Origin of the sequence: Nocardiopsis sp. CNR-923, from assembly GCF_001942255.1 — a bacterium.
Classification (GTDB): Bacteria; Actinomycetota; Actinomycetes; order Streptosporangiales; family Streptosporangiaceae; genus Nocardiopsis.
The window spans coordinates 83,664-105,488 of record NZ_MKKC01000044.1 but is presented as its reverse complement, the minus strand read 5'-3'; the positions used below and the strand labels follow the sequence as shown (position 1 = coordinate 105,488).

At 71.5% G+C, this 21,825-nt stretch carries 17 protein-coding genes and 4 pseudogenes; 18 read left to right on the top strand and 3 right to left on the bottom strand.

The window, feature by feature from the left end:
- Positions 1-22 precede the first annotated feature (22 nt).
- From BJF83_RS03070 to BJF83_RS28385, 4 genes are all read left to right on the top strand, one after another.
- Positions 23-1,027 carry a YihY/virulence factor BrkB family protein gene (locus BJF83_RS03070; RefSeq protein ID WP_075925089.1) on the top strand — a complete coding sequence of 335 codons (1,005 nt, stop codon included), beginning with the start codon at positions 23-25 and terminating at the stop codon, positions 1,025-1,027.
- Positions 1,028-1,409: 382 nt separating this feature from the next.
- Positions 1,410-1,712 (top strand): hypothetical protein, encoded by a 303-nt coding sequence (locus BJF83_RS30280; RefSeq protein ID WP_316042189.1) that lies wholly within the window; start codon positions 1,410-1,412, stop codon positions 1,710-1,712.
- Between the two features lie 49 nt (positions 1,713-1,761).
- The gene (locus BJF83_RS03065; protein ID WP_316042188.1) at positions 1,762-2,844 is read left to right on the top strand and encodes a hypothetical protein; all 1,083 of its coding nucleotides are present in this window, start codon (positions 1,762-1,764) and stop codon (positions 2,842-2,844) included.
- 31 nt (positions 2,845-2,875) lie between these two features.
- Positions 2,876-3,076 (top strand): hypothetical protein, encoded by a 201-nt coding sequence (locus BJF83_RS28385; RefSeq protein ID WP_075925088.1) that lies wholly within the window; start codon positions 2,876-2,878, stop codon positions 3,074-3,076.
- A gap of 425 nt (positions 3,077-3,501) precedes the next feature.
- Here BJF83_RS28385 and BJF83_RS03055 read toward each other — a convergent pair whose 3' ends face one another.
- On the bottom strand, positions 3,502-4,710 hold the full coding sequence (locus BJF83_RS03055) for an MFS transporter (protein WP_075925087.1): 1,209 nt from the start codon (positions 4,708-4,710) through the stop codon (positions 3,502-3,504).
- A 250-nt stretch (positions 4,711-4,960) separates the two neighbouring features.
- On the opposite strand from BJF83_RS03055, the gene BJF83_RS03050 reads away from it, so the two are divergent.
- Together BJF83_RS03050 and BJF83_RS03045 are read left to right on the top strand one after the other, a co-directional pair.
- Complete coding sequence (locus tag BJF83_RS03050; RefSeq protein ID WP_075925086.1) at positions 4,961-5,521, top strand: GNAT family N-acetyltransferase; 561 nt, start codon at positions 4,961-4,963, stop codon at positions 5,519-5,521.
- Positions 5,522-5,653: 132 nt separating this feature from the next.
- The gene (locus BJF83_RS03045; protein ID WP_075925085.1) at positions 5,654-6,961 is read left to right on the top strand and encodes a phosphoribosyltransferase family protein; all 1,308 of its coding nucleotides are present in this window, start codon (positions 5,654-5,656) and stop codon (positions 6,959-6,961) included.
- 167 nt (positions 6,962-7,128) lie between these two features.
- On the opposite strand, the gene BJF83_RS03040 is transcribed toward BJF83_RS03045, so the two are convergent.
- On the bottom strand, positions 7,129-7,428 hold the full coding sequence (locus BJF83_RS03040) for a WhiB family transcriptional regulator (protein ID WP_017588640.1): 300 nt from the start codon (positions 7,426-7,428) through the stop codon (positions 7,129-7,131).
- A 684-nt stretch (positions 7,429-8,112) separates the two neighbouring features.
- Here BJF83_RS03040 and BJF83_RS03035 point away from each other — a divergent pair.
- The 6 genes and pseudogenes from BJF83_RS03035 (at position 8,113) to BJF83_RS03010 (ending at position 15,006) form a co-directional block, all read left to right on the top strand.
- A complete protein-coding gene (locus BJF83_RS03035) occupies positions 8,113-8,520 on the top strand; it encodes a YccF domain-containing protein (RefSeq protein ID WP_075925106.1) in 408 nt (135 codons plus the stop codon).
- 121 nt (positions 8,521-8,641) lie between these two features.
- Positions 8,642-9,973 (top strand): AI-2E family transporter, encoded by a 1,332-nt coding sequence (locus tag BJF83_RS03030; RefSeq protein WP_075925084.1) that lies wholly within the window; start codon positions 8,642-8,644, stop codon positions 9,971-9,973.
- Positions 9,974-10,261: 288 nt separating this feature from the next.
- Positions 10,262-11,860 (top strand): ABC-F family ATP-binding cassette domain-containing protein, encoded by a 1,599-nt coding sequence (locus BJF83_RS03025; RefSeq protein ID WP_075925083.1) that lies wholly within the window; start codon positions 10,262-10,264, stop codon positions 11,858-11,860.
- Between the two features lie 258 nt (positions 11,861-12,118).
- Positions 12,119-12,337 (top strand): helix-turn-helix domain-containing protein, encoded by a 219-nt coding sequence (locus tag BJF83_RS03020; RefSeq protein WP_075925082.1) that lies wholly within the window; start codon positions 12,119-12,121, stop codon positions 12,335-12,337.
- 94 nt (positions 12,338-12,431) lie between these two features.
- Positions 12,432-13,271, top strand: coding sequence for an enoyl-CoA hydratase/isomerase family protein (locus tag BJF83_RS03015; protein WP_075925081.1), 840 nt, complete (start codon positions 12,432-12,434; stop codon positions 13,269-13,271).
- Positions 13,272-13,603: 332 nt separating this feature from the next.
- Positions 13,604-15,006: pseudogene (locus tag BJF83_RS03010) on the top strand (DEAD/DEAH box helicase).
- A 90-nt stretch (positions 15,007-15,096) separates the two neighbouring features.
- On the opposite strand, the pseudogene BJF83_RS03005 reads toward BJF83_RS03010, so the two are convergent.
- Positions 15,097-16,442, bottom strand: a pseudogene (locus BJF83_RS03005) (MFS transporter).
- 224 nt (positions 16,443-16,666) lie between these two features.
- Here BJF83_RS03005 and BJF83_RS30275 point away from each other — a divergent pair.
- The 6 genes and pseudogenes from BJF83_RS30275 to BJF83_RS02985 all read left to right on the top strand — a co-directional run bounded on the left by BJF83_RS30275 (position 16,667) and on the right by BJF83_RS02985 (position 21,825).
- Positions 16,667-16,975 carry a hypothetical protein gene (locus tag BJF83_RS30275; RefSeq protein ID WP_316042187.1) on the top strand — a complete coding sequence of 103 codons (309 nt, stop codon included), beginning with the start codon at positions 16,667-16,669 and terminating at the stop codon, positions 16,973-16,975.
- The gene (locus tag BJF83_RS30270; protein WP_316042186.1) at positions 16,897-17,280 is read left to right on the top strand and encodes an alanine:cation symporter family protein; all 384 of its coding nucleotides are present in this window, start codon (positions 16,897-16,899) and stop codon (positions 17,278-17,280) included. The genes BJF83_RS30275 and BJF83_RS30270 overlap by 79 nt, the downstream gene beginning before the upstream one ends.
- The gene (locus tag BJF83_RS30265) at positions 17,277-18,326 is read left to right on the top strand and encodes an alanine:cation symporter family protein (RefSeq protein ID WP_316042185.1); all 1,050 of its coding nucleotides are present in this window, start codon (positions 17,277-17,279) and stop codon (positions 18,324-18,326) included. Before BJF83_RS30270 ends, BJF83_RS30265 begins: the two co-directional genes overlap by 4 nt.
- A gap of 4 nt (positions 18,327-18,330) precedes the next feature.
- A pseudogene (locus BJF83_RS02995) lies at positions 18,331-19,406 on the top strand (permease).
- Positions 19,403-20,208: pseudogene (locus BJF83_RS02990) on the top strand (TIGR03943 family putative permease subunit). The pseudogenes BJF83_RS02995 and BJF83_RS02990 overlap by 4 nt, the downstream one beginning before the upstream one ends.
- A gap of 195 nt (positions 20,209-20,403) precedes the next feature.
- Positions 20,404-21,825: a HAMP domain-containing sensor histidine kinase gene (locus tag BJF83_RS02985; RefSeq protein ID WP_075925080.1), complete on the top strand. Its 1,422-nt coding sequence runs from the start codon at positions 20,404-20,406 to the stop codon at positions 21,823-21,825.

Below are 21,825 nucleotides of genomic sequence, written 5' to 3'. Positions count from 1 at the left end.
GACGGCCGCTAACGTTCTCCCCGTGGCCGGTTTCTGGGAGGGGCTCTGGCGGGCGATCGACGCGTGGCAGCGTCGGCACCCGTTCACGCACGGTGCCGTCCTCCTGTTCCTGCGCACGCTGCGCTCGTTCTCGCGCTACCGGGTGCTCGGACTGGCCGCCGAGTCGGCCTTCTTCTCGCTGATCTCCCTTCCCGCCCTCCTGCTGTGCCTGCTGGGCGCGCTCGGACCGCTGGCGGCGGTGTTCGGCCCGGACCTGGTCGAGGAGATCCGTGTGTGGATCCTGGACCTGGCCGCCCGAACGCTGACTCCGGACACCGTCCGGACGGTCGTGGCGCCCCTGGTCGACGACTTCCTCGGCGGGGTCAGGGGCGGACTGCTGTCGGTGACCTTCCTGGTGTCGCTGTGGTCGGGGTCGCGGGCGATGAACGTGTTCATCCGGTCGATCACGATCGCCTACGGTCTGGACGAACTACGGGGATGGCTGCGCCGACGCGTTCTGGCGTTCGTCGCCTACCTGGGCGGGCTGCTCTTCGCGATCCTGGTCCTGCCGATCCTGGTCGCCGGGCCCGACCTGGTCCACCGGCTGCTCCCGGCGACGGTGGGACTGCTCAACCACTTCTACTGGCCGGTGGTCGGCCTGCTCGCCACGACCGCCGTGACGCTCCTGTACGCGCTCAGCGTGCCGGTGCGCACGCCGCCGTGGCGCCACCTGCCCGGTGCCCTGCTCGCGACGGTCGTGCTCATGGTCGGGTCCGCGGGGCTGCGCGCCTATCTCAACGCCTCGTTCGGCGACGTGAGCATCTACGGCTCCCTCGCCGCGCCGATCGCCATCCTCGCCTGGCTCTACGTCATGGCGTTCGCGGTTCTCGCGGGTTCCTCGCTCAACTCCGAGATCGACGCGATGTGGCCGACCGTGCGCACCGCCTCCGCCCGCGCCGAGATCGCCGACCGCGGCTTCGAACGCGCCGACCGACTGGTCCGTCGGCGGGAGAAGGCCGTCATCGAGACGATGGCGGGCGGTCGCTGACGGCGGCGGGTACGCGGAGGCCCTGGGTGGCCAGATTCGGCCAGTTTCGGTGTGAACCAATTGCCTCCCTCAGGTGTCCACTCCACAGGCGAGGTTGTTCTGGAGGCCGGTGGTCCGCCTGGGTAAGAGGAGATCTACCAGGTCATGCGGGAAACGGGGGGAGTAGGTGTGTGCATGTGTCCGCCAGTGACCGAATCCCTGGCCGGAGACCCGCTCCGGCACGACCATCGACGGTCAGTATCATCTCGTCCAGCATTGACCACGCGTGCGCCGTACCGACTCCCGGCGGCCTCGGGCCGCGAGCCACCGCCGTAGCCGATCGAGGCCACCCGTCACCCGCTCACAGGAACAGGTCCACCCTTCCCATGCCTTCGGAGGCACCATGAGCCGGGCGTCCCGACCGGGGCGGACCCGGCCCACAGTCGTCATCGTCATCGCTCCCGACGAGCGCAGCGCCGAGATCTCCATCGAGGGGCACCGCCAGATCGTCACCGGTCACGTCCCCAAGGAGACCAGACGCGCGGCGCTGGACGTCGCCACCGGCTACGCCGCCAGGATCGGGCAGCCGGTGCTCGTAGCGCCCGCGACGCCAACGGCTTCTGGCGGCTGGTCGCCACCCCCGACGGGGTGGTCCAGGCCGCCGAAGCGTCGAACCGGATCCCGCGCACGGGCCGCGGCCCGCTGAGGATGACGGACGCCGACGCGGGAGGGCACCACTGGTCGCCGGCGCCGCCGTGCTCGCCCTCGTGCTGATCGTGGGCGCGGGAGCCCTGGCCCTGCGTTTCCTGCCGGACGACTCCACCGGGCCCGTGGCGGCGGAGACCGACGACCCCGGTGAGCCGCTGCCCGCCCCGGCGCCGCCCGGCTACTCCGAGACCTCCGTCTTCGACGTCGCGGTGGCGCCCGGGACCTGGCCCAGGACCAGCCGCGACGGCGAGTACCTGGCCCTCGTCGCACCCGGCGACCAACTCCATCTGTACGACGCCGCGGGCGAGCGGCTCTGGGCGGCCGACCTCCCCGCGGACATGGGGGATTCCCTGGGCATTGCGCGGTTCGCCCTCCACGAGGGCGCCCCCGCCGTCGTGCTGGAGACCAGCGCGGCCCTGTGGTTCTGGCCGGTGGAGGGAGGCGAACCCACCAGCGTCGACCTCCCCGACGACGCGGTCGTCCAGTACGCGGGAGACTCCTCCGTACTCGTGCGGACGGGCGACGGCAGCCTCGTCCCGGCGGACGGCGTGCTTCGGGAGGTCGAGGTTCCCGAGGGCTCGGCGGCCATGTTGGCCGATGGAGAGCGGGTCCTCACCGCGGTCGTGGACGGCCCCTGGGAGTGGATCGATCCCGACGGCGGCTCCACGCAGGTCGTCCCCCAGCGCCCGAGCGAGGCCGGCGAGATGGACCGGGTGGTGACCGCGCTCCAGGAGTACGTGATCGTTCTGTGGCGGTCGAACCAGGGCGACGGACGCTACCTGGCCTTCCACGACCGCGAGGACGGTACCGTGCTCGGCGGGGTCGAGGTCGAGGAGACCGACGTGGCGGAGGCGGGCTACGCCTCTTTGCCGATCGGGACGCGCGTCGCCTCCTACGGCCCCACCGTGGTGGACCTCGAAACGGGTGAGAGCGCCGTCGTCCCCGGGTTCGAGCCGGAGATCGCCGTCGGCCGCCAGGTCTTCGGCCAGATGGACGGACGGTCGGCGGCCGTCACCGCCGACGGTACGGCCACCGAACTTCCCGCCGGGGCCGAGCCGCCGCGAGGACTGCTCGGCGACCACGCGATCGTGGTCCACGACGACCACCTCTATGCCATTCCCCCTCAGTGAGTACTCGACAAAGGAAAAGACAAGGAGACGAATGTCCCCCAAGAAGCGGGCTCTGACGGTGACCGCCGCCAGCCTGTTCGTGGCCGGATTCTCGGTCGGCCCGGCGTTCGCCGACACGGCCGAGGAGACCGCGTCCACCACCTCCCCCGAGGTGGAGCTGCAGACGGTCGCGCCTCCGCGGCGGCCCAGCTCGACGCTCCCGCCCCGGGCGACGGCGGCACCCCCCTGGTGACGGCGGCGACGGCGGTAACCCCCCTGGTGACGGCGGGGGCACTCCCCCTGGCGACGGTGACGGCGACGGCGGCGGTACCCCCCCCGGTGACGGCGGTTCCGGCGACGACGACGGCGATGACCAGGCCCCGAGCGACGACTCGAACTCCAACGGGTCGTCCGACGATGACGAGGAGCAGGAGGCGCTCGCCACGACGGGCGTCGACCTCCAGGGCTTCGTGCTCGGCGGCGTGGTCGTGACCGGGATCGGCGCGATGGCCCTCTGGGCCGGTGCCCGCCGCCCCGCGTCGGTCGCCTGAGGAGCGCACCCCACGGCCCCCACGGGCCGTGACGTGCGTCGGGCCCCGACCCTTCGCGGTCGGGGGCCCTCTCGGCGCCTCGGGGCACGGCCCGGACCCATCCGGTCGGCCCGGCTCACGACGCTCCTCAGCGACGCGGGCGCAGCGCGGGGGAGAGCAGGAAGGCCGCCGCACCCGCGGCCGCGACCGCCCACAGAGCGACGCTGAGGTCGGTGGCGTCCGCCAACATCCCCACCAACGGGGGGAAGGCCAGGAGCCCAGCGCGCCCCAACCAGCCCACGACGGCCAGACCGTCACCCGTGCGCACCCCCGGCACGTCACCGGCGGCCGCGAGCGTCAACGGGAACAGCGTGGACACGCCCAGCCCCATGATCCCGAACCCGGCGACGGCCGCCACCTGATACGGGACCAGGAGCGCCAGCGCCATGCCCCCCGCGGCCAGCAGACCGCATCCCGCGCCCACGGCGGCGGCGCCGAAGCGGTCGGTCACCCGGTCCCCGACCAGGCGCCCCACCGTCATCATCGCCTGGCACGCCACGAACGGCATGGCCGCCAGGAACAGGGGCGCCGACAGCTCCGCGGTCATGTACACCGCCCCCCACGACGCGGCCGAGTCCTCGATCCCGGCCGCGAAGACCAGCAGGACACCCAGCGACAGCAGCAGGAGCAGACCCCGCACGGGCACGCGTGCGCGCCGCCCGTCCGCGCCCTCGGCTCCGTCCTCGCGCTCGCTGTGCTCGGCCCCGGGCAGCAGCATCCGGCTCACCAGCAGGTTCACGCACACCAGTACGAGCGTCACCCCGCCCAGGTGCGCCAGGAGGGGCACACCCACACCCGCCATCGTCGCGCCCACCACACCGCCCGCGACCGCGGCCATGCTCCACACCGCGTGGAAAGTGTTGATGATGGTGCGTCCGTAGCGTCGCTGCACCCGCAGACCGTGCGCGTTCTGCGCGGAGTCGGTCCACGCGTCGGCGCTGCCCAGGACGAGGAACGCGGTCGCGAGCAACCACCAGTTCTGCGCCAGCGCGATGAGCGGAAGCGCGCCCAGAGTGATCAGGCTGGTGCCGACGGCCGCACGCCCGCTGCCGAACCGGTGGATCACAGGTCCCGCGAGCATCCCGGTCAGGATCGCGCCGGCGGGCCCCGACGCGATCGCCATGCCCAGCTCCGTGTTGCTCAGGCCCAGTTCGGCCTTGATCACGGGTAGCCACGGCACCGCGTTCGTGTAGGTGAACCCGTTGACGAAGAAGAGGGTGGATACCGCCACCCGTGCGCGCCGCGCCTCGGACGGGGGCGCCGCGGTCGCTGTCGTCGGGTCGGTGGGCCTGTTCACGGTGGCTCCCAGGGGGCGGACGGTGCGTGCGGATGCTATCCACTCCGCCTCCGGGCCGACATCCCGTTCTCGTTCGCGTCCGTCCCCGGGCTTGCCTCCGACGCCGCGGCCGATTTACATAGGTGTTCCGCCAACGTCACCGTCACGTTCCGCACCGGCCCCGCGGCCCCTCCCGCACGGGCCCCACCCCTGTCCGCCGACCCCCATGCCGGGAACCGTGCGCACGGCCCGGACGGAACCGGAAGTGCCCATGATGAACGCGAGCGCGCTGCGAGACGCGCCCACCCTCGTCGGCGAACGCGTGCGCCTGGTACCCCTGGGCCCGGAGCACACGGACGCCTACTTCGCCGCCAGCCTCGACGAGGAGGTGCGCAGGCTCACCGGTACGCACCGACATCTCACCTACGGCCAGGCGCGCGAGTGGTGCGAGACGCGGGCCGGCCGCACCGACCGCCTCGACCTGGCCATCACCGCCCCCAAGGACGGCCGCTACCTGGGCGAGCTGTCCCTCTACGACGTGTCCCCCGAGAACGAGAGCGCCGGATACCGCATCGCGCTGTCGGGGATCGAGTTCGCCGGTCAGGGGTTGGGCCGGGAGGCGACCGAGCTCGTGCTGGAGCACGCCTTCGACCGGATCGGACTGCACCGCGTCTGGCTGTACGTGTACGCCTTCAACATGAGGGCCATCGCGGTGTACCGATCGTGCGGATTCACCGTCGAGGGGAGGCTGCGCGACGCGCTGCTGTGGGAGGGGCGCAGGCACGACGCGCTGCTCATGGCCGTGCTCAGAACCTCCCTGAAAAACACCTGACTCACGGTTTTTGCCTGTCGGCGGGGTTGTGACCGCCGTCGCGCGGGGTATGCCGGTACCACTTTTCCAACGGCTCACCCGGACAGCCGAGAGGAGCGGTGCCGGGGCCCTGGTCCCGGCACCGGTGAGGACATGAACCCGGTACCCGTATCGCTGCCCTTCACCGACCGGTCCGAGGCGGGTCGCCGCCTCGCGGAGCGCGTGCGTCCGTACGCGGTCACGGACCCCTTGGTGCTCGCCCTGCCCCGAGGCGGGGTTCCGGTCGGCGCCGAACTCGCCCGGCTGATCGACGCCGACTTCGACGTGCTCATGGTCCGCAAGGTCGGCCTTCCCGGCCGTCCCGAACTCGGAGTCGGCGCGATCTCCGAGGACGGGCACGTCACCTTCGACGACCTCGCTCTGGCCCGGATGCGCATCCCGCGCCAGGCGCTGGCCGAGACCGTCGAGGCCGAGCGCGACGAGCTCGAACGTCGCCGCCGCGCCTACCGGGCGGACCGACCCGCGCCGCGGATCGCCGGGCGCGACTGCGTGGTCGTCGACGACGGGGTCGCCACCGGCGGCACCGCCCGAGCCGCGCTCCGGATGGTCCGCCAGGCCCAGCCCGCCCAGCTGATCCTGGCCGTGCCCGTCGCGGCGCCGGAGGCCGTCGAGAGCCTGCGGTCGGAGGCCGACGCCCTGGTCGTCCTCAGCGCCCCGGACAATTTCCACGCGGTCGGGGAGTGGTACCGGGACTTCTCCCAGCTCTCCGACGGGCACGTCACCGCGATCCTCGCCGAGCGCGGCCGTGCCCAACCCCCGTCCGACGTCACCCGCGGCGTGCGGATCCGCTCTGGAGAGGACTACCTCGACGGGGATCTCACCATGCCCGCGACCCTGCGCGGTGCGATCGTCGTGGCCATGGGGGAGGGCAGGGCGGATCCGCGTTGGCGGGCCATCTCCTCCGTGTTGCGCCGCGCCGGTTACGCCACCCTGCTCCTGGACCTGCTGACCACGGGCGAACGGGCCGAACGCGCCGAGGGAGCCGACACCGGGGTGCTGGGCGATCGGCTGAACGCGGCGGTCACGTGGCTGCGGCGCGCCACGGACGCGGCCAGCGAACCGGTGGGGATCCTCGGTTCGGGCACCGCGGCCCCGGCGGCACTGCTCACCGCGGCCGAACACCCCCGGGACGTGAACTCGGTCGTGGTCTACGGCGGCCGGATCGACCTGGCCGAACCGAGTCTGCCCAAGGTGCGGGCGCCGACGCTGGTGATGCTGGAGAGCGGCGACTCCTTCGTCCGCGAGTTGAGCGAGTGGGCGCGCGGGCGTATGGGCGGGCCCACGGATCTGCGTGTGGTGGAGGGCGCCGAGCAGCTTCTCGAAGGGGGCCAGGAGTGGCGGCGGGTCGCGACCGAGGCACTCGACTGGTTCGATCGACACCTCGCGGGGCGTCAGGGGTGAGCGCGCGTTCGCGCCCGGAGGCGTTCGTTCGCGCGCCGTGGGCGACCGGGGGCACGGGCACGAGAAAACCCGCGGCGCTCGACGAGTGATCGTCGGGGCGCCGGCGGGGTTGTTCGGGGGCCGGGGCCACCGGGGGAGATCCGCAGAGCGGGCGTCGGGAGCCTGGGTCAGGCAGCGTTGGCGCGGCGCATCCGGCGGCGGCGCTCGGAGGCGCGCTCGTCCTCGTTGAGCCCGCCCCAGGTGCCGTATTTCTCCGGACGCGAGATCGCGTAGTCCAGGCAGTCGGTTCGCACCGGACAGGCCGCGCAGATCTCCTTGGCCTTGCGCTCACGGATCTCCCGCTCCGGCTGGCGCTCGCCATCGGGGCCGAAGAAGAGCACAAGGTCCTCGCCCCGGCACGCGGCGGCATCCTGCCACCCCCAGCTCGGGCGGGGGCGCAGCGCGGCCTGCCGACGTACCTGAGACATGCTTGAACCACCTCTACTGAAATCGCTAGTAAGCTGTCGAAAAAAGCTTCAGTCACCAAAAGTTGTCGTGCGGCGTGAGGCACCCCGCACGACGCGAACGCCGGACGGTGTGGCGGTGTTCCCCGGTGTGGCTGAGACCACGAGAAGACACGGTCCTGGCGGCGCTGGTCCGCCGGGGACGGAGTGCTCTCACACGAACGGCTGCGGAGGCGGTGACGGCCTCCGTCCGAGCCGGTACGTAATCATGCCATCCCCACTCCCGCTCATGCACGGGGGGTGGGAAAATTACTCGCAGAACCGTTACCGAAACCTGATGCGTGCTGGGTGGCATCTGGAGGATTGTCCGAGTTTGTCGCAAATCGCAAGTTCTATGGCCTTGCGAAGGACACAGCACATCGTATGGGGCGATGTCCCGCCTGCCTAGGGGCTCCCCCTGATGCGCCGATCACATTGCGGACAACACCGGGTCGCGTGATAGGGCTTGACCGTATGTCCTCACCCTGGGCGACGGCCGTCGGGAGGGGCTCCAGGGGCGCCGTCCCCCCGTCACAACCCGGGAAGGGTTCGAGAAACGGCGCCGAACGGGTCGAGGCGTCCCCGCGTCATAGGCGGTAGCGGTACAAGCGCGGAGGCGGCCACACGGGCCGTCCCCCCGACCCGACACACGAGGAGATGAGGCACACCATGGCTCTCCTGCGACTTGTCCTCAACGTCATCTGGCTGTTCGTCGCCGGGTTCTGGCTGGCGGTCGGCTATGTCGTGGCGGGAGTGATCTGCTGCGTCCTCATCGTGACGATCCCCTTCGGCGTCGCCTCCTTCCGCATGGCCAGCTACGCCCTGTGGCCCTTCGGCCGGGAGCTCGTGCGCAGGCCTGGAGCGGGCGGGGGCAGCACCGCCCTCAACGTCATCTGGCTGATCGTCGCCGGATGGTGGCTGACCATCGGCCATGTCGTCACCGCCGTGGGGCTGGCCGTCACTATCATCGGACTACCCATGGCGTGGGCGTCCCTGAAGATGATCCCCGTGGCCCTCGCACCCTTCGGCAACGAGATCGTCCGCAGCGGCGGCTCCAGGGAACCCTGGCAGTTCTGATTCGTTGGGAACCACGTGACGTGGGAGAGCCGGATCGCGCACCCCGGCGATCCCGGTGACGGCGGCTCCGCCCGTCGGCTCCCGGACGCCCCACCAGCGACCCCCAGAGAATGGAGTCCATGTGCAAGCCCAGCGGCCGGGAGTGTGGGCGCTCCTGAACAAGTGGATCTCGGCCCGCAGAGTCCGTGCCGAGCGCCGCGTCCGGGCGGCGGACCCCGTCGCCTCCGCCCCCGAGCCCGAACTCCCCGAGGCGGAACTGGCCGAACAGGACGACGTCGGTGCGGGCGACATCCTCCGCACGGTCAGCGACGTGGCCTGGCGGGCGCTCATCATCGGCGTCGTGGCGGGGCTGCTCGTCTACGCGCTCGTCTACCTGAGCGTCGTCACGCTGCCCCTGATCCTGGCCGTGTTCCTGACCGCGCTACTCATGCCCATGGCCAACTGGCTGCGCCGCCCCAACCCGGTCAAGCGCTCCGGGTTCGGCCGGGGCACGTCCACCGCGGTCAGCGTGGTCTTCGGGCTCGCCGTGTTCAGCGGGGTCATCTCGATGATCGTCACGCCCGCCGTGAGCGGCTTCGACGACCTCGTCGAGAGCGTCAACAGCGCGGTCATCCAGCTCCAGCAGCTGGAGGTGCCCTTCGGTCTGGACCCCGCGCTGTTCAGCAGTCTGATCGACAGCGCCTGGGAGCAGATCGAGGACGCGATCACCGAGAACCAGGACCAGATCCTCACCGGCGCCTGGACCGCGACGACGGCCGTGTTCCAGCTGCTCCTGGGGCTGGTGCTGATGCTCGCGCTGACGGTCTACTTCGTGCACTCGGGCGACCGGCTGGTGGAGTGGATCGTGACCCTGCTGCCGCCCAAGTCCCGTCCGGGTCTGCGGTACAGCGGCCACGTGGCCTACGGGGTGATGGGCCGGTACGTGCGCGGTGTGGCGATGGTCGGCCTCTTCGACGCCGTCGGCATCGGAATCTTCCTCGTCTTCCTCATCGACACCAACCTGGCCATCCCGCTGATCGTGCTGACCTTCGTCGGCGCGTTCCTGCCGATCATCGGGGCGTTCCTCTCCGGCCTGCTCGCCGTCCTCGTCGCCCTGGTGACGGAGAACTGGATCGTGGCGCTGGTCGTGCTCGGCGGGGTGATCCTCGTGCAGCAGCTGGAGAGCAACGTCTTCGCCCCCCGCATCTACGGCCAGGCCCTCGAACTGCCCTCGGCCGTGGTGCTCATCGCCCTCACCGTCGGCGGCATCCTCGGCGGCATCCCCGGCCTGTTCCTGGCCACGCCGATCGCCGCCGTGCTCGCCGCCCTGCTGCGCAACCGCCCGCCGACGCACCACGCCGTCGCGGCTCCCGACTCCGGGCGGGCGGTCGACACCGGCGGTGCGGCCCCGCCCGGTGACGCGGGACGACCGGGCGGCGAGGGGGTCGGCGGCGCCTCGGCGACCAGGACCTGATCCCGGGCGCGGACCCGATGCGTTCGGGAGGACGTCCGCGATCGACGCGGGGCGGCCCGGCCGGGAATGCGTGCCGCCCCGCTCCCGTTGTGGGGGCGGGGCCGCCCGCCCCGGCCCGCGGTCGAAATCCCGGTGCCACCCCGAACGGGTGCCGTTAGGCTGTGTCGGCCGCCCGGACCGGTCGGACCTGCCGTCCGCATCGGTGACCGGGGCCGACCCCCGCGCCCCGGGCCGTTCCCGGCCCCGGCCCCGACCGATCCGTCCCACCACCGCTAGGAAGCCCCTGCCATGCTGATCGCCACCGACCTCGAACTGCGCGTCGGACCCCGGGTCCTGTTGGAGCCGAGCACGTTCCGCGTCGCGGCGGGAGACCGGATCGGCCTGGTCGGTCGCAACGGCGCGGGAAAGACCACCATGACCAAGGTGCTCGCGGGCGAGGGGATGCCCACCGGCGGCGCCGTCACGTCCTCCGGCTCCATCGGCTACCTGCCCCAGGATCCGCGCACCGGCGACCTTGACGTGATCGCCCGGGACCGGATCCTGTCGGCGCGGGGCATCGACGAGGCTCTGGAGGGGCTGCGCGGGGCCGAGAAGAAGATGGCCAGCACCGACACCAAGACCCGGAACAAGGGCGTACGCGCCTACGCGCGGTGGGAGGAGCGGCTGCACGTGCTGGGCGGGTACGCCGCCGAGTCCGAAGCCGCCGCGATCGCCTCCAGCCTGGGACTGCCCGACACCGTGCTCTCCCAGCCGCTGCACACCCTCTCCGGTGGCCAGCGCCGCCGGATCGAACTGGCGCGCATCCTCTTCAGCGGGTCGGACACCCTGCTGCTGGACGAGCCCACCAACCACCTGGACGGCGACTCGATCGTCTGGCTGCGTGACTTCCTCAAGTCGCACCAGGGCGGTCTGATCGTGATCAGCCACGACGTCGACCTGGTCGAGCACGTGGTCAACAAGGTCTTCTACCTCGACGCCAACCGCAGCGTCATCGACGTTTACAACATGGGCTGGAGGCAGTACCTGACCCAGCGCGAGGCCGATGAGCGCCGTCGCCGCCGGGAGCTGGCCAACGCCGAGAAGCAGGCCGACACCCTGCGTAAGCAGGCGGACAGGTTCCGGGCCAAGGCCTCCAAGGCGCGGGCGGCGCAACAGATGCTCAACCGTGCCGACCGGATCATGGGCGGGGTGCAGGGGGTGCGCAAGGTCGACAAGGTCGCCAAGCTGCGCTTCCCCGACCCCGCCCCCAGCGGACGGACGCCGCTCACGGCGGAGGGGCTGTCCAAGTCCTACGGGTCCCTGGAGATCTTCTCCGGCGTGGACCTGGCGATCGACCGGGGCAGCCGTGTCGTGATCCTCGGACTCAACGGTGCGGGCAAGACCACGCTGCTGCGCCTGCTGGCCGAGGTCGAGACACCCGACACCGGACGGATCGTGCCCGGTCACGGGCTCAAACTCGGGTACTACGCCCAGGAACACGAGACCCTGGACGTGGATCGCAGCGTGCTGGAGAACATGATGAGCGCGGCCCCCGACCTCCCGGAGGTCGAGGCGCGCAGGACCCTGGGCTCCTTCCTCTTCACCGGCGACGACGTCGACAAGCCCGCCGGGGTGCTCTCGGGCGGTGAGAAGACCAGGCTGGCCCTGGCCACCCTCGTGGTGTCCAGTGCGAACGTGCTTCTGCTGGACGAGCCGACCAACAACCTCGACCCGGCCAGCCGCGAGGAGATCCTGGCGGCGCTGCGCAACTACAAGGGCGCGATCGTGCTGGTCACGCACGACGAGGGCGCGGTCGGGGCGCTCCAGCCCGAGCGGGTCATCCTTCTGCCAGACGGAGTCGAGGACGTCTGGAACGCCGAGTTCGAGGATCTCATCGCGCTCGCGTGAGCCGTGCGCCCCGCGCCCCGCGGCCCGCGCCCCGCGCCCCGCGGCCCGCGGCCCGCGGCCCGACGTCGGGGGCGCGGACGCCCAGCGCGCCGCGAGGTTCACCCCCGTGCGTTTCGGCCGTGTATTGCGGTGTTCCGAAATCCTGTCCGAGGAGAGTGACGGGGGCGTGGCGCACCGTGGGTGTGGCCTCGTCCCGTACCGGTGTCGGATCATGGCGGTGAGCCCGATCCGGCTCACGACGACTCCGAGGAGTGATCTGTGAACGATGCGCTGAGCAAGGGCACGCGCGTGTCCGGGGAGGACCGCTCGGCTCTGGCCGTTCGACTCAAGCGCCGCTACGACGAGGGCGAGAGCATCCGCATGCTGGCTGCGGCCACCGGCCGGTCCTACGGGTTCGTCCACCGGCTGCTCGGTGAGGCGGGGGTCGAACTGCGTGGGAGGGGTGGGGCGACCCGCCGCCGGCGACCGGTCGTGTAGGGGGTCGGCGGCGCCGCGCTGGGCGCGCCCGACCGAGACGCTTCGGTTACCAGCGAGTAATGTCAGGGTCGAACCCGACACGACGGAGGAACCCATGGCACAGGCAGCGCACGACGCCGGGACGGCGCCCACCGAGGAGCAGCTGTCCAGGGCGGGGCTGAGGCTGGCGGTGGACGGGCCGGTCGCCCGGATCACCATCAGCCGTCCGGAGCGCCGCAACGCGATGACCGGGCGTACGTGGACCACGCTGGCCCACATCGGCCAGACGCTGCCCGGCGATGTCCGAATCGTCGTCATCGCCGGAGAGGGTGACATCTTCTCCGCGGGCATCGATCTCGGCATGTTCACCCCCGAGGGCGTCGACGGCGAGCGGTCCATCGTCACGGGCCTGGCCGACGGCTCGGCCGACGCCGCCGGGCTGGAGGAGTACATCGCCAGCCTCCAGGAGGGCTTCCTGTGGCTGCGCCGCCCCGACCTGGTGACCGTCGCGGCCGTGCGCGGCCACGCCATCGGGGCCGGATTCCAGCTGGCCCTGTCCTGCGACCTGCGCGTCCTGGCCGACGACGCCTCCCTGTGCATGAAGGAACCGGCGCTCGGCTTGGTGCCGGACCTGACCGGCACCAAGCCCCTGGTGGACATCGTGGGCGTGCACCGCGCGACCGAGATCTGCCTGACGGCGCGCCGCGTGGGCGCCCACGAGGCCCGTGAGCTGGGCCTAGCCGAACTCGTCGTCGGCGTCGACGAACTCCCCGGCGCCGTCGACGACCTGATCCAGGGACTGCTCGCGACCGACCGCGACGCGGCGACCGCCACCAAGGACCTGCTCCAGCGGGCCACGGGCAACACGCTCGAACAGCAGGCCGAGGCCGAGCGCCGGGCCCAGATCGGTCGGCTCACGGCGCTCGCCGCGGGGACGGCTGCGGGGCGGCGGTAGGGCGCGCTCCCACGCGGGGCGGGGTGGGGAGACCTGGATCACCGGTGAAATCCGCCCATCCCGTCCCCGATCCCAGGGGATCTCTAGTACGCTGCTCCAAGCGGTCATTCCATTGCCGCGCGCATCCGAGCGTGCCGGGCCGCACAAGACGCGGACAGCGTGTCGACGGTGTCGACACCACTCTCAACTCGAAGAGCCCAGGAGCCCCATGTCCATCGGGGCCCGCTTCCGCGTGTGATCAGGCGCGTTTGTGTGATTTCTTCGCTGGGTCCCCGTGGCCGTGTGGAGCCTTCCTCGAAACGCCGCCAAACGATGAGGAAGGTACACGTCACTTGACGGACACTGCCGTAGAGCCTGCCTTCGACGGCCTCGGGCTGCCCCAGGACATCGTCGACGAGCTGGCCAAGAACGGTGTGACCACCCCGTTCCCGATCCAGGCCGCGACCATCCCCGACGCGATCGACGGACTCGACGTCCTCGGCTGCGGCCGGACCGGATCTGGCAAGACCCTGGCCTTCGGCCTGCCGGTCCTGACCCGCTGCTCCGAGCGCCGCGCCGCCTCCGCCCGACCCCGGGCCCTGATCCTCGTGCCCACCCGCGAACTCGCCCACCAGGTGCGCGACGCCCTGCGCGGCTACGCCCGCGTGCTGGGCATGCGCGTCGGCGACGTCGTGGGCGGCAGCTCCTACACCCGCCAGATCAACGAGCTCCGCCGCGGCGTCGACGTCCTCGTCGCCACCCCGGGCCGCCTCACCGACCTGATCGAGCAGGCGCCTGCGACCTGGGCGACGTGGAGGTCTCGGTTCTCGACGAGGCCGACCAGATGTGCGACATGGGCTTCATGCCGCAGGTCAGCGAGCTGCTCGACCAGGTGCACCCCGACGGTCAGACCCTGCTGTTCTCCGCCACGCTCGACGGTGACGTCGACAGGCTGGTGCGCAAGTACATGAACAACCCGCGTACCCACTCGGTGGACCCGCCGGTCTCGCAGGTCACCACCATGGAGCATCACCTGCTCAAGGTCCTGCCGCGCGACAAGAACAGGATCGTCGCCCAGATCGCCGCGCGCGAGGGCCGGACCATCCTGTTCGTGCGCAGCAAGTACCGCGCCGACACGATCAGCGAGCAGCTGGTCCAGGCCGGGGTGCCCTGCGCGTCCCTGCACGGCGGCAAGACGCAGAGCGTGCGCACCCGCACCCTGGCCAAGTTCCGTGAAGGCCGCATCCAGGCCTTGGTCGCCACCGACGTCGCCGCGCGCGGCATCCACGTCGACGGCATCGACCTGGTCGTCAACATCGACCTGCCCACCGGCCACAAGGACTACCTGCACCGCGGCGGTCGCACCGCGCGCGCCGGCTCCTCGGGCGCCGTGGTGTCCCTGGTGGCGCCCAACCAGCGCCGGATGGCCCGCCGCCTGCTCAGCGACGCCGGTGTCGAGGCCAAGCAGCACCTGGTCAACCCCGGTGACGAGCTGCTCACCGAGGTGACCGGGGCCAAGGAGCCCAGTTGGGAGCCGTGGATCGAGCCGCCGGAGCCCGAGCGTCTGCGGCGCGGCCGCGGCGGTCCGCGCCGGGGCGGCTACCGGGGCGGCGGTCCGCGCGGCGGTTACCGGGGTGACCGTCCCCGGGGCGAACGTCGCGGTGAGGGCGGCGGCTTCCGCGACGGCGACCGTCGCGGCGGCTTCCGCGGCGACAACCGCCGCGGCGACCGCTACGACGCGGCCTCGCGGTACTGATCCGCGCTGACGGGCGGCCCTGACACGGGCTTTCGCGCACAGGGCTCGGGTCCGGCCTCGGCCGGGCCCGAGCCCTCCGTACGTGCCCGGTCAGCGGGCGGCCGGCTCGGGCGCCGACTCGCCCAGGTCGCGCCCGCGCGTCTCACGTGCGACGGCCACGGCCAGCAGGGTCACCGCGCACATGGCGGTGAGGTACAGCGCCACCGGCAGCGAGGTGCCGAAGGCGGCGAGCAGGGCGGTCGCGATCAGCGGCGCCAGACCGCCGGCGACGATCGACGCCAACTGGTAGCCCACGGAGGCGCCCGAGTAACGCACGCGCGTGCTGAACAGTTCGGAGAAGAAGGCGCCCTGGGGGCCGTACACGCGCCGTGGAAGATCAGTCCGACGGTCGCGGCCAGGGTCGCCGACCCGAAGGTCCCGACATCGATGAGCGGGAAGAACACGAAGCCCCACAGGGCGATCCCGACCGCGCCGACCGTGATGACCGGCCGACGGCCGATCCGGTCGGACAGCGCGCCCCAGGCGGGGATGGTGACCAGGTGGACCGCTGAGGCGACCAGGACCGCGTTCAACACCTCACCTCTGGACAGGTCGGCCTCCTGTGTCGCGTAGACGAGGATGAACGCGGTGACGATGTAGTAGGACACGTTCTCCGCCATGCGCACGCCCATGGCGACGAGGGCCTCGCGCCGGTGGTCGCGCAGGACGCCGACGATGGGGGCGCGCTCCGGGGCGGCCGCGGTCTCGGCGCGCTCACGGGCCTGGCGGAACACCTCTGACTCGTTGACGGCGAGCCGGATCGACAGCCCGACCAGCACCAGCACTCCCGACAGCAGGAAGGGCACGCGCCAACCCCAGGCGAGGAAGCTCGCGTCGGTCAGCGTCACGGACAGGATCGCCAGGACGGCCGTGGCCAGCAGGTTGCCGCCGGGCGCCCCCGCCTGCGGCCAGGAGGCCCAAAAGCCCCGGTGCTCGGGCCGTCCGTGTTCGGACACGAGCAGGACCGCGCCGCCCCACTCACCGCCCAGGGAGAAGCCCTGGATGACCCGCATGAGCGTGAGCAGCAGGGGCGCGGCCGCACCGATCGCGGCGTAGGTGGGCAGCAGGCCGATGGCGAAGGTCGCGCCACCCATCATCAGCAGGCTGATCACGAGCAGTTGCTTGCGGCCGATCCGGTCGCCGAAGTGCCCGAAGACCAGCCCGCCCAGCGGTCGGGCCACGAAGCCCACCGCGTAGGTGGTGAACGCCAACATGGTGCCGACCAGGGGGTCGGATTCGGGGAAGAAGACCTGGTTGAAGACGAGGGCGGCGGCCGCGCCGTACAGGAAGAAGTCGTACCACTCGATCGTCGTGCCGACGAGGCTGGCCGTCACCACGCGCAGGATGGGCGTTCTGCGCTGATCCGGGGCGGGGGAGGAGGCGGTGTTCGGTTCCATGGAACGAACGGTAGGGACCGAACGTGACCTGGGCCATGTTCGCGTTCCCCACAGGTGGGCGTGTTCCCATGTGGGACGCGGGCATAGGCCGGCGCTGTCGGAACCTGACGCTCCTTTACCCCGATTTCGCGTGTCCGGCGTGCTCCGGACGCCTGTCCTTGTGGACAGTGGCGGGACGGCCCCGGTCCCGGTCCGGGGTGACCGCGCCGCCAGAAGGGGAACGGGTGAACGTGCTGACCGACGCCGTCATCGCAGTCAACGACTTCTTCTGGAGCTGGTTGGTCATCCCGCTCCTGATCGTCCTGGCCGTCTACTTCACCGTGCGCTCGGGCTTCGTCCAGCTCCGGTTGTTTCCGGAGATGTTCCGGGTGATCCTCAGCAGTCCGGGTACGCGCCCGACGGAAGGAAGGAGATCTCCTCCTTCCAGGCCTTCGCCATCTCGGCCGCCTCCCGTGTGGGCACCGGCAACATCGTCGGCGTGGCCACCGCGATCGTCCTCGGCGGACCCGGTGCGGTGTTCTGGATGTGGCTGATGGCGACGGTCGTGGGCTCGGCCGCCTTCGTGGAGTCCACCCTGGCCCAGCTGTACAAGGTGCGCACCGACACCGGGTTTCGGGGCGGCCCCGCCTACTACATGCGGTACGGGCTGGGGCAGCGCTGGATGGGCGTGCTCTTCGCCGTGGTGATCACCATCACGTTCCCCCTGGTGTTCAACTCCGTGCAGGCCAACAGCATCTCCGGTTCGGTGGGCACCACGGTGGCGGCGCTCGGAGGGCCTGGCGGCTGGCCGCTGAACGCGTTCGTGGGACTGGTCCTGGTCGGCCTGGTCGCCTGGTGATCTTCGGCGGCGTGCGCCGGATCGCCCACTGGACCGAGACGCTCGTCCCGGCCATGGCCCTGCTGTACCTCCTCCTCGGGCTCGCCGTCGTCCTGCTCAACGCCGGGGAGGTGCCGCGGGTCGTCGCGACATCTTCGCGTCGGCCTTCGGCGCGCGGGAGTTCGTCGCCGGGGGGGGTGGGAGTGGCGATCGTGCAGGGCATGCGCCGCGGCATGTTCTCCAACGAGGCGGGTCTGGGGTCGGCCCCCAACGCGGGCGCCACCGCGTCGGTGTCGCACCCGGTGAAACAGGGCCTGGTGCAGTGCCTGGGAGTGTACTTCGACACCCTCCTCATCTGCTCGGTCACCGCGTTCATCATCCTGGTGTCCGGGCCCGAGTACGGCGGGCAGGGCGGTGTCCAGGTGACCCAGGTCGCGCTGGAGTCCGCTCTCGGCGGATGGGCGGTGCACGCGCTCACCGTCATCCTGTTCCTTCTCGCCTTCTCGTCCGTGCTGGGCAACTACTACTACGGTGAGACCAACCTCAGGTTCCTCGACGCGGACCCGCACCACCTGACGTACTTCCGCGCGTTCGTCCTGGTGGCCGTGTTCGTCGGTAGCGTGGCGCCGCTGACCATGGTGTGGGCCCTGGCGGACGTGTTCATGGGCCTGATGGCGGTGATCAACCTCGTCGCGCTGATACCGCTGTCGGAGACCGCCTTCCGGCTGCTGGCGGACTACGGACGCCAGTACCGCACCGGCCTGGACCCCCAGTTCACCCTGCCAAGATGCCCGACCTGCGGAACGTGGAGTGCTGGGGCGACGCCGAGGGCGCGCTGCCCGAGGACATCGCGCGCGCCCACGGCGTGCGACTGGGCGACCCGGTGGTGTCGACCGACGACCAGGACCGCCCCGACGAGGGCGAGGACGGCGGAGCCGCCGGCCGCTGACCCGGCGGATGTCCGCGCGGGGGCGGCCGGGATTGTCCACAGGCCGCGCCCGCCGGACCCGAACGAAAACGATTTCCGGTTACCATTCCTGAAGAATCCAACCGACAACACGGAGTAGCACCGTGCCCGACCGGACCCCTTCGACCGCCGGCTCCACCCCCAACGCCTCCCTCGGCGACTCGCTCGCCCCAGGGTGGGACGAGCGCGGGGACGATCTGCCCCCCGCCGAGTGGAGACCCCGCCCCGGGGCGCGAAGGACCGGCACGGTCTGGCTGTTCGCCCTGTTCATCACCGCGATGGCGCTCGCGCACGCGTGGCTGTCCGACCAGTTGACCAGTCAGGCCTTCCTCGCCTGGGCCACGGTGTTCACCGCGATCAGCTTCCAGGCGCTGCCGTTCCTGGTGTTCGGCGTCGCGCTGTCCGCCGCGCTCACGGCCTTCGTGCCCGCCTCCGTCTACCAGCGCTTCTTCCCGTCCAGACCGGCGCGGCCGTGCCCGTCGCCGGACTGTCGGGGGCACTGCTGCCGGGGTGCGAGTGCGCGTCGGTGCCCATCGCGGGAAGCCTGGTCAAGCGCGGGGTCGCGCCGGCGGCCGCGCTCACGTTCCTGCTGGCGGCGCCCGCCATCAACCCGGTCGTCATGATCGCCACGGCCGTGGCCTTCGCCGGACGGCCCGAGGTGGTGCTGGCCCGGTTCGCGGCCTCACTGCTGGCGTCGGTGGTGATCGGCTGGATCTGGGTCCGGTTCGGCCGGGCGGACTGGCTGCGCCTGCCCGCCCCCACACACGCCGAGGGCGCCGGCCGCTGGCTGGTTTTCCGCGACTCGATGCTGCACGACATGATGCACGCGGGCGGCTACCTCGTGGTCGGCGCGCTCGCCGCGGCGAGCCTGAACATCCTCGTGCCGCGCGAGTGGCTGCTGTCGGTGGCCGAGGAGCCCGTGGTGTCAGTGCTCGTCTTGGCGGCGCTGGCGGTCGTCCTGTCCATCTGCTCGGAGGCCGACGCCTTCGTGGCGCTGAGCTTCACCGACTTCTCGCCCACGGCCAAGCTCGCCTTCATGGTCATCGGCCCGATGGTGGACCTCAAGCTCATCGCGATGCAGGCGGCGGTGTTCGGGTGGCGCTTCGCCGTTCGGTTCGCTCCGCTGTGCCTGGTGGTCGGTCTGCTCAGCACGTTCCTGATCGGAGGACTGCTCCTGTGAACCGCATCGCCCAGGGACTCACCCTCGTACTGCTGGGGGCCGCCGCGCTGACCAGCACCATTCCCACCGACATGTACCTGAACTGGGTCAAACCGGGGTTCGGTCCCTTCCTGGTCGCCGCCGGGGCGGTCACGGTCGCGCTCGGCGCGGTGGTCGTGGTCGCGAGATGCGGCGCGGGAACCGAGGCGGGGACGACGGGCGGGACCACGCGTTCTGCACCGCCTCGACCGCGGACGGGGAGGCGGACGGCGGTCACTCCTGCGGGGGCGGACGCGGGCACGACCACTCCCGCGCGCCTCGCGTGTCCTGGCTGCTGCTGGTGCCGGTCGTGGCCGTCTTCGTCGTGGCCCCGCCCGCGTTGGGCTCCTACAGCGTGGAGCGCAGTGAACCCTCCAGCGCGCCGCGGGAGGGGCCGCCCTCGGGGCGGTTCGACGACGGCCTGGACGACGCGGAGCCGGGCGAGGTGGTCGCCATGGACATCCGTCAGTTCGTGATGCGGGCCTGGGTCGACGAGGAACGGACGCTGTCGGGCCGCGAGGTCGAGCTGACCGGGTTCGCCGTGCCCGACCCCGAGGGCGAGGGGTGGTACCTGGCCCGGCTCCAGATGGCGTGCTGCGCCGCGGACGCCATCGTCAACCGGGTGCTCGTCACCAACGTGCCGGAGCCGGAGGCCGACTCCTGGTGGACGGTCCGCGGCACGTGGGTCGAGCCGGAGGGCGAGCTGGTCGACGTCAGCGAGCACAGGTTCGAGGCGCTGGAGCGCTCGGAGGTGGCCAACCCCCCGGACCCCTATGAGGCGTGACGTCGGCCGGTCCCCGGCCGCCCGCGGCCTGGCGGTCGCGGGAGCGGCGGGAGCCGCGGTGGCCTCCGGTGCACCGGGGTGGCCGTCTTCGGGACCCCGGTCGCCCCCCGCGCTCCGTGCCCCGGTGAGCAGTTCCGCTTCGCCACACCGAGCACCATCCGACGCAAGTGCGTCACTTTGAGTGACAATGGCCGGGTGTCAGAGTGGATCGACAAGGTTCAAGCCATGTGGCGCCGTCTGCGTCCGAAGTCGATCCGTGCCCGTGTCACCCTCTGGGCCGTGGCGGTGCTGATCATCGTGATTGGCCTGTGGTCCCTCGCGACCACCATCGCGGTCCGGGAGTTCGTCCTCGACCGAGACCGGGACCAGGCGGCCAGGGCGGCGCGGTTGGTGGTCGGCGACATCGTCGACAGCCGTTACGAGAGGCTGATCCCGACCGACGCGCCGATTCTGTGGCTCCAGATCGTCGACCAGGACACCCACGAGGTGCTGGCGGCCAGCGCGGCCATGTACGGTGAGCCGGCGCTCGCCGTGCCGGACCCGGAGTCCGCATCCGATTCCGTGCGCTTCGACACCACCGTCTGCGCCCCCGAGGCCCATCTCGCGGGACGCGAGTGCCTGCTCGTGGTCGGCTACGAGGCCGACGCGACGGCCTACGGAGACGTCTGGGTCCTCGCCGCCTCCCTCCGGCCCACGCTGGTGGAGACGGCCACCCCCGAGTTCGTACTGGTCGGTATGTCGGGGGTGCTGCTCTGCGCCAGCGGGCTGGTCACCTGGTACGGCGTCGGTCGGGCCCTGCGTCCCGTGGAGCGGATCAGCGCGGAACTGGACCGATTGTCGGCGAGCAACCTGGACCGCAGGCTGCCGGTCCCCAGCAGCCACGACGAGATCGCGCACCTGGCGCGCACCGCCAACGCCAGCCTCGAACGCCTCTCGGAGGCCGTCGCCAAGCAGCGCCGGTTCGTCTCCGACGCCTCGCACGAACTGCGCAACCCCATCGCCGGGATGCGCACCCGGATCGAGGTGGAGCTGTCCGACCCCGCGCCCGATCCCTGGGCTCGCGAACTCCTGCTCACCGCACTCCTCGCCGACACCGAACGGCTGGAGAACATCGTCGCCGACCTGCTGGAGTTGGCCCGTCTGGACACCGGCGCGGTCGCCGACAGCCAGCGGGTGGACCTGTCCGCGCTGGTGGCCGACGAGATGGTCGGCCGCCGCAACGGCCCCGTGATCAGGGTGCACTCGGCGGGACCGGTGTGGGTGCTCGTCAACCGGCTGCGGATCACGCGGGTACTGACCAACCTGGTCGTCAACGCCGAACGGCATGCCCGGTCCCGGATCGATATCACCGTCGACCGCGAGGGGGACAGCGCCGTCATGCGGGTGCACGACGACGGCGCCGGGGTGCCCGAGCGCGATCGGGGGCGGGTCTTCGAACGCTTCGCCCGGCTCCAGGATTCACGCGAGCGCGACCCCGGCGGCAGTGGTCTGGGCCTGCCGATCTCCCGTGAGATCGCGGAGGACTACGGCGGCACGCTGACCGTCGCGGACAGCGACCTGCTCGGTGGGGCGGTGTTCACGCTCACCCTTCCCGCCGAGCCCGGCCGACTGGCCTGA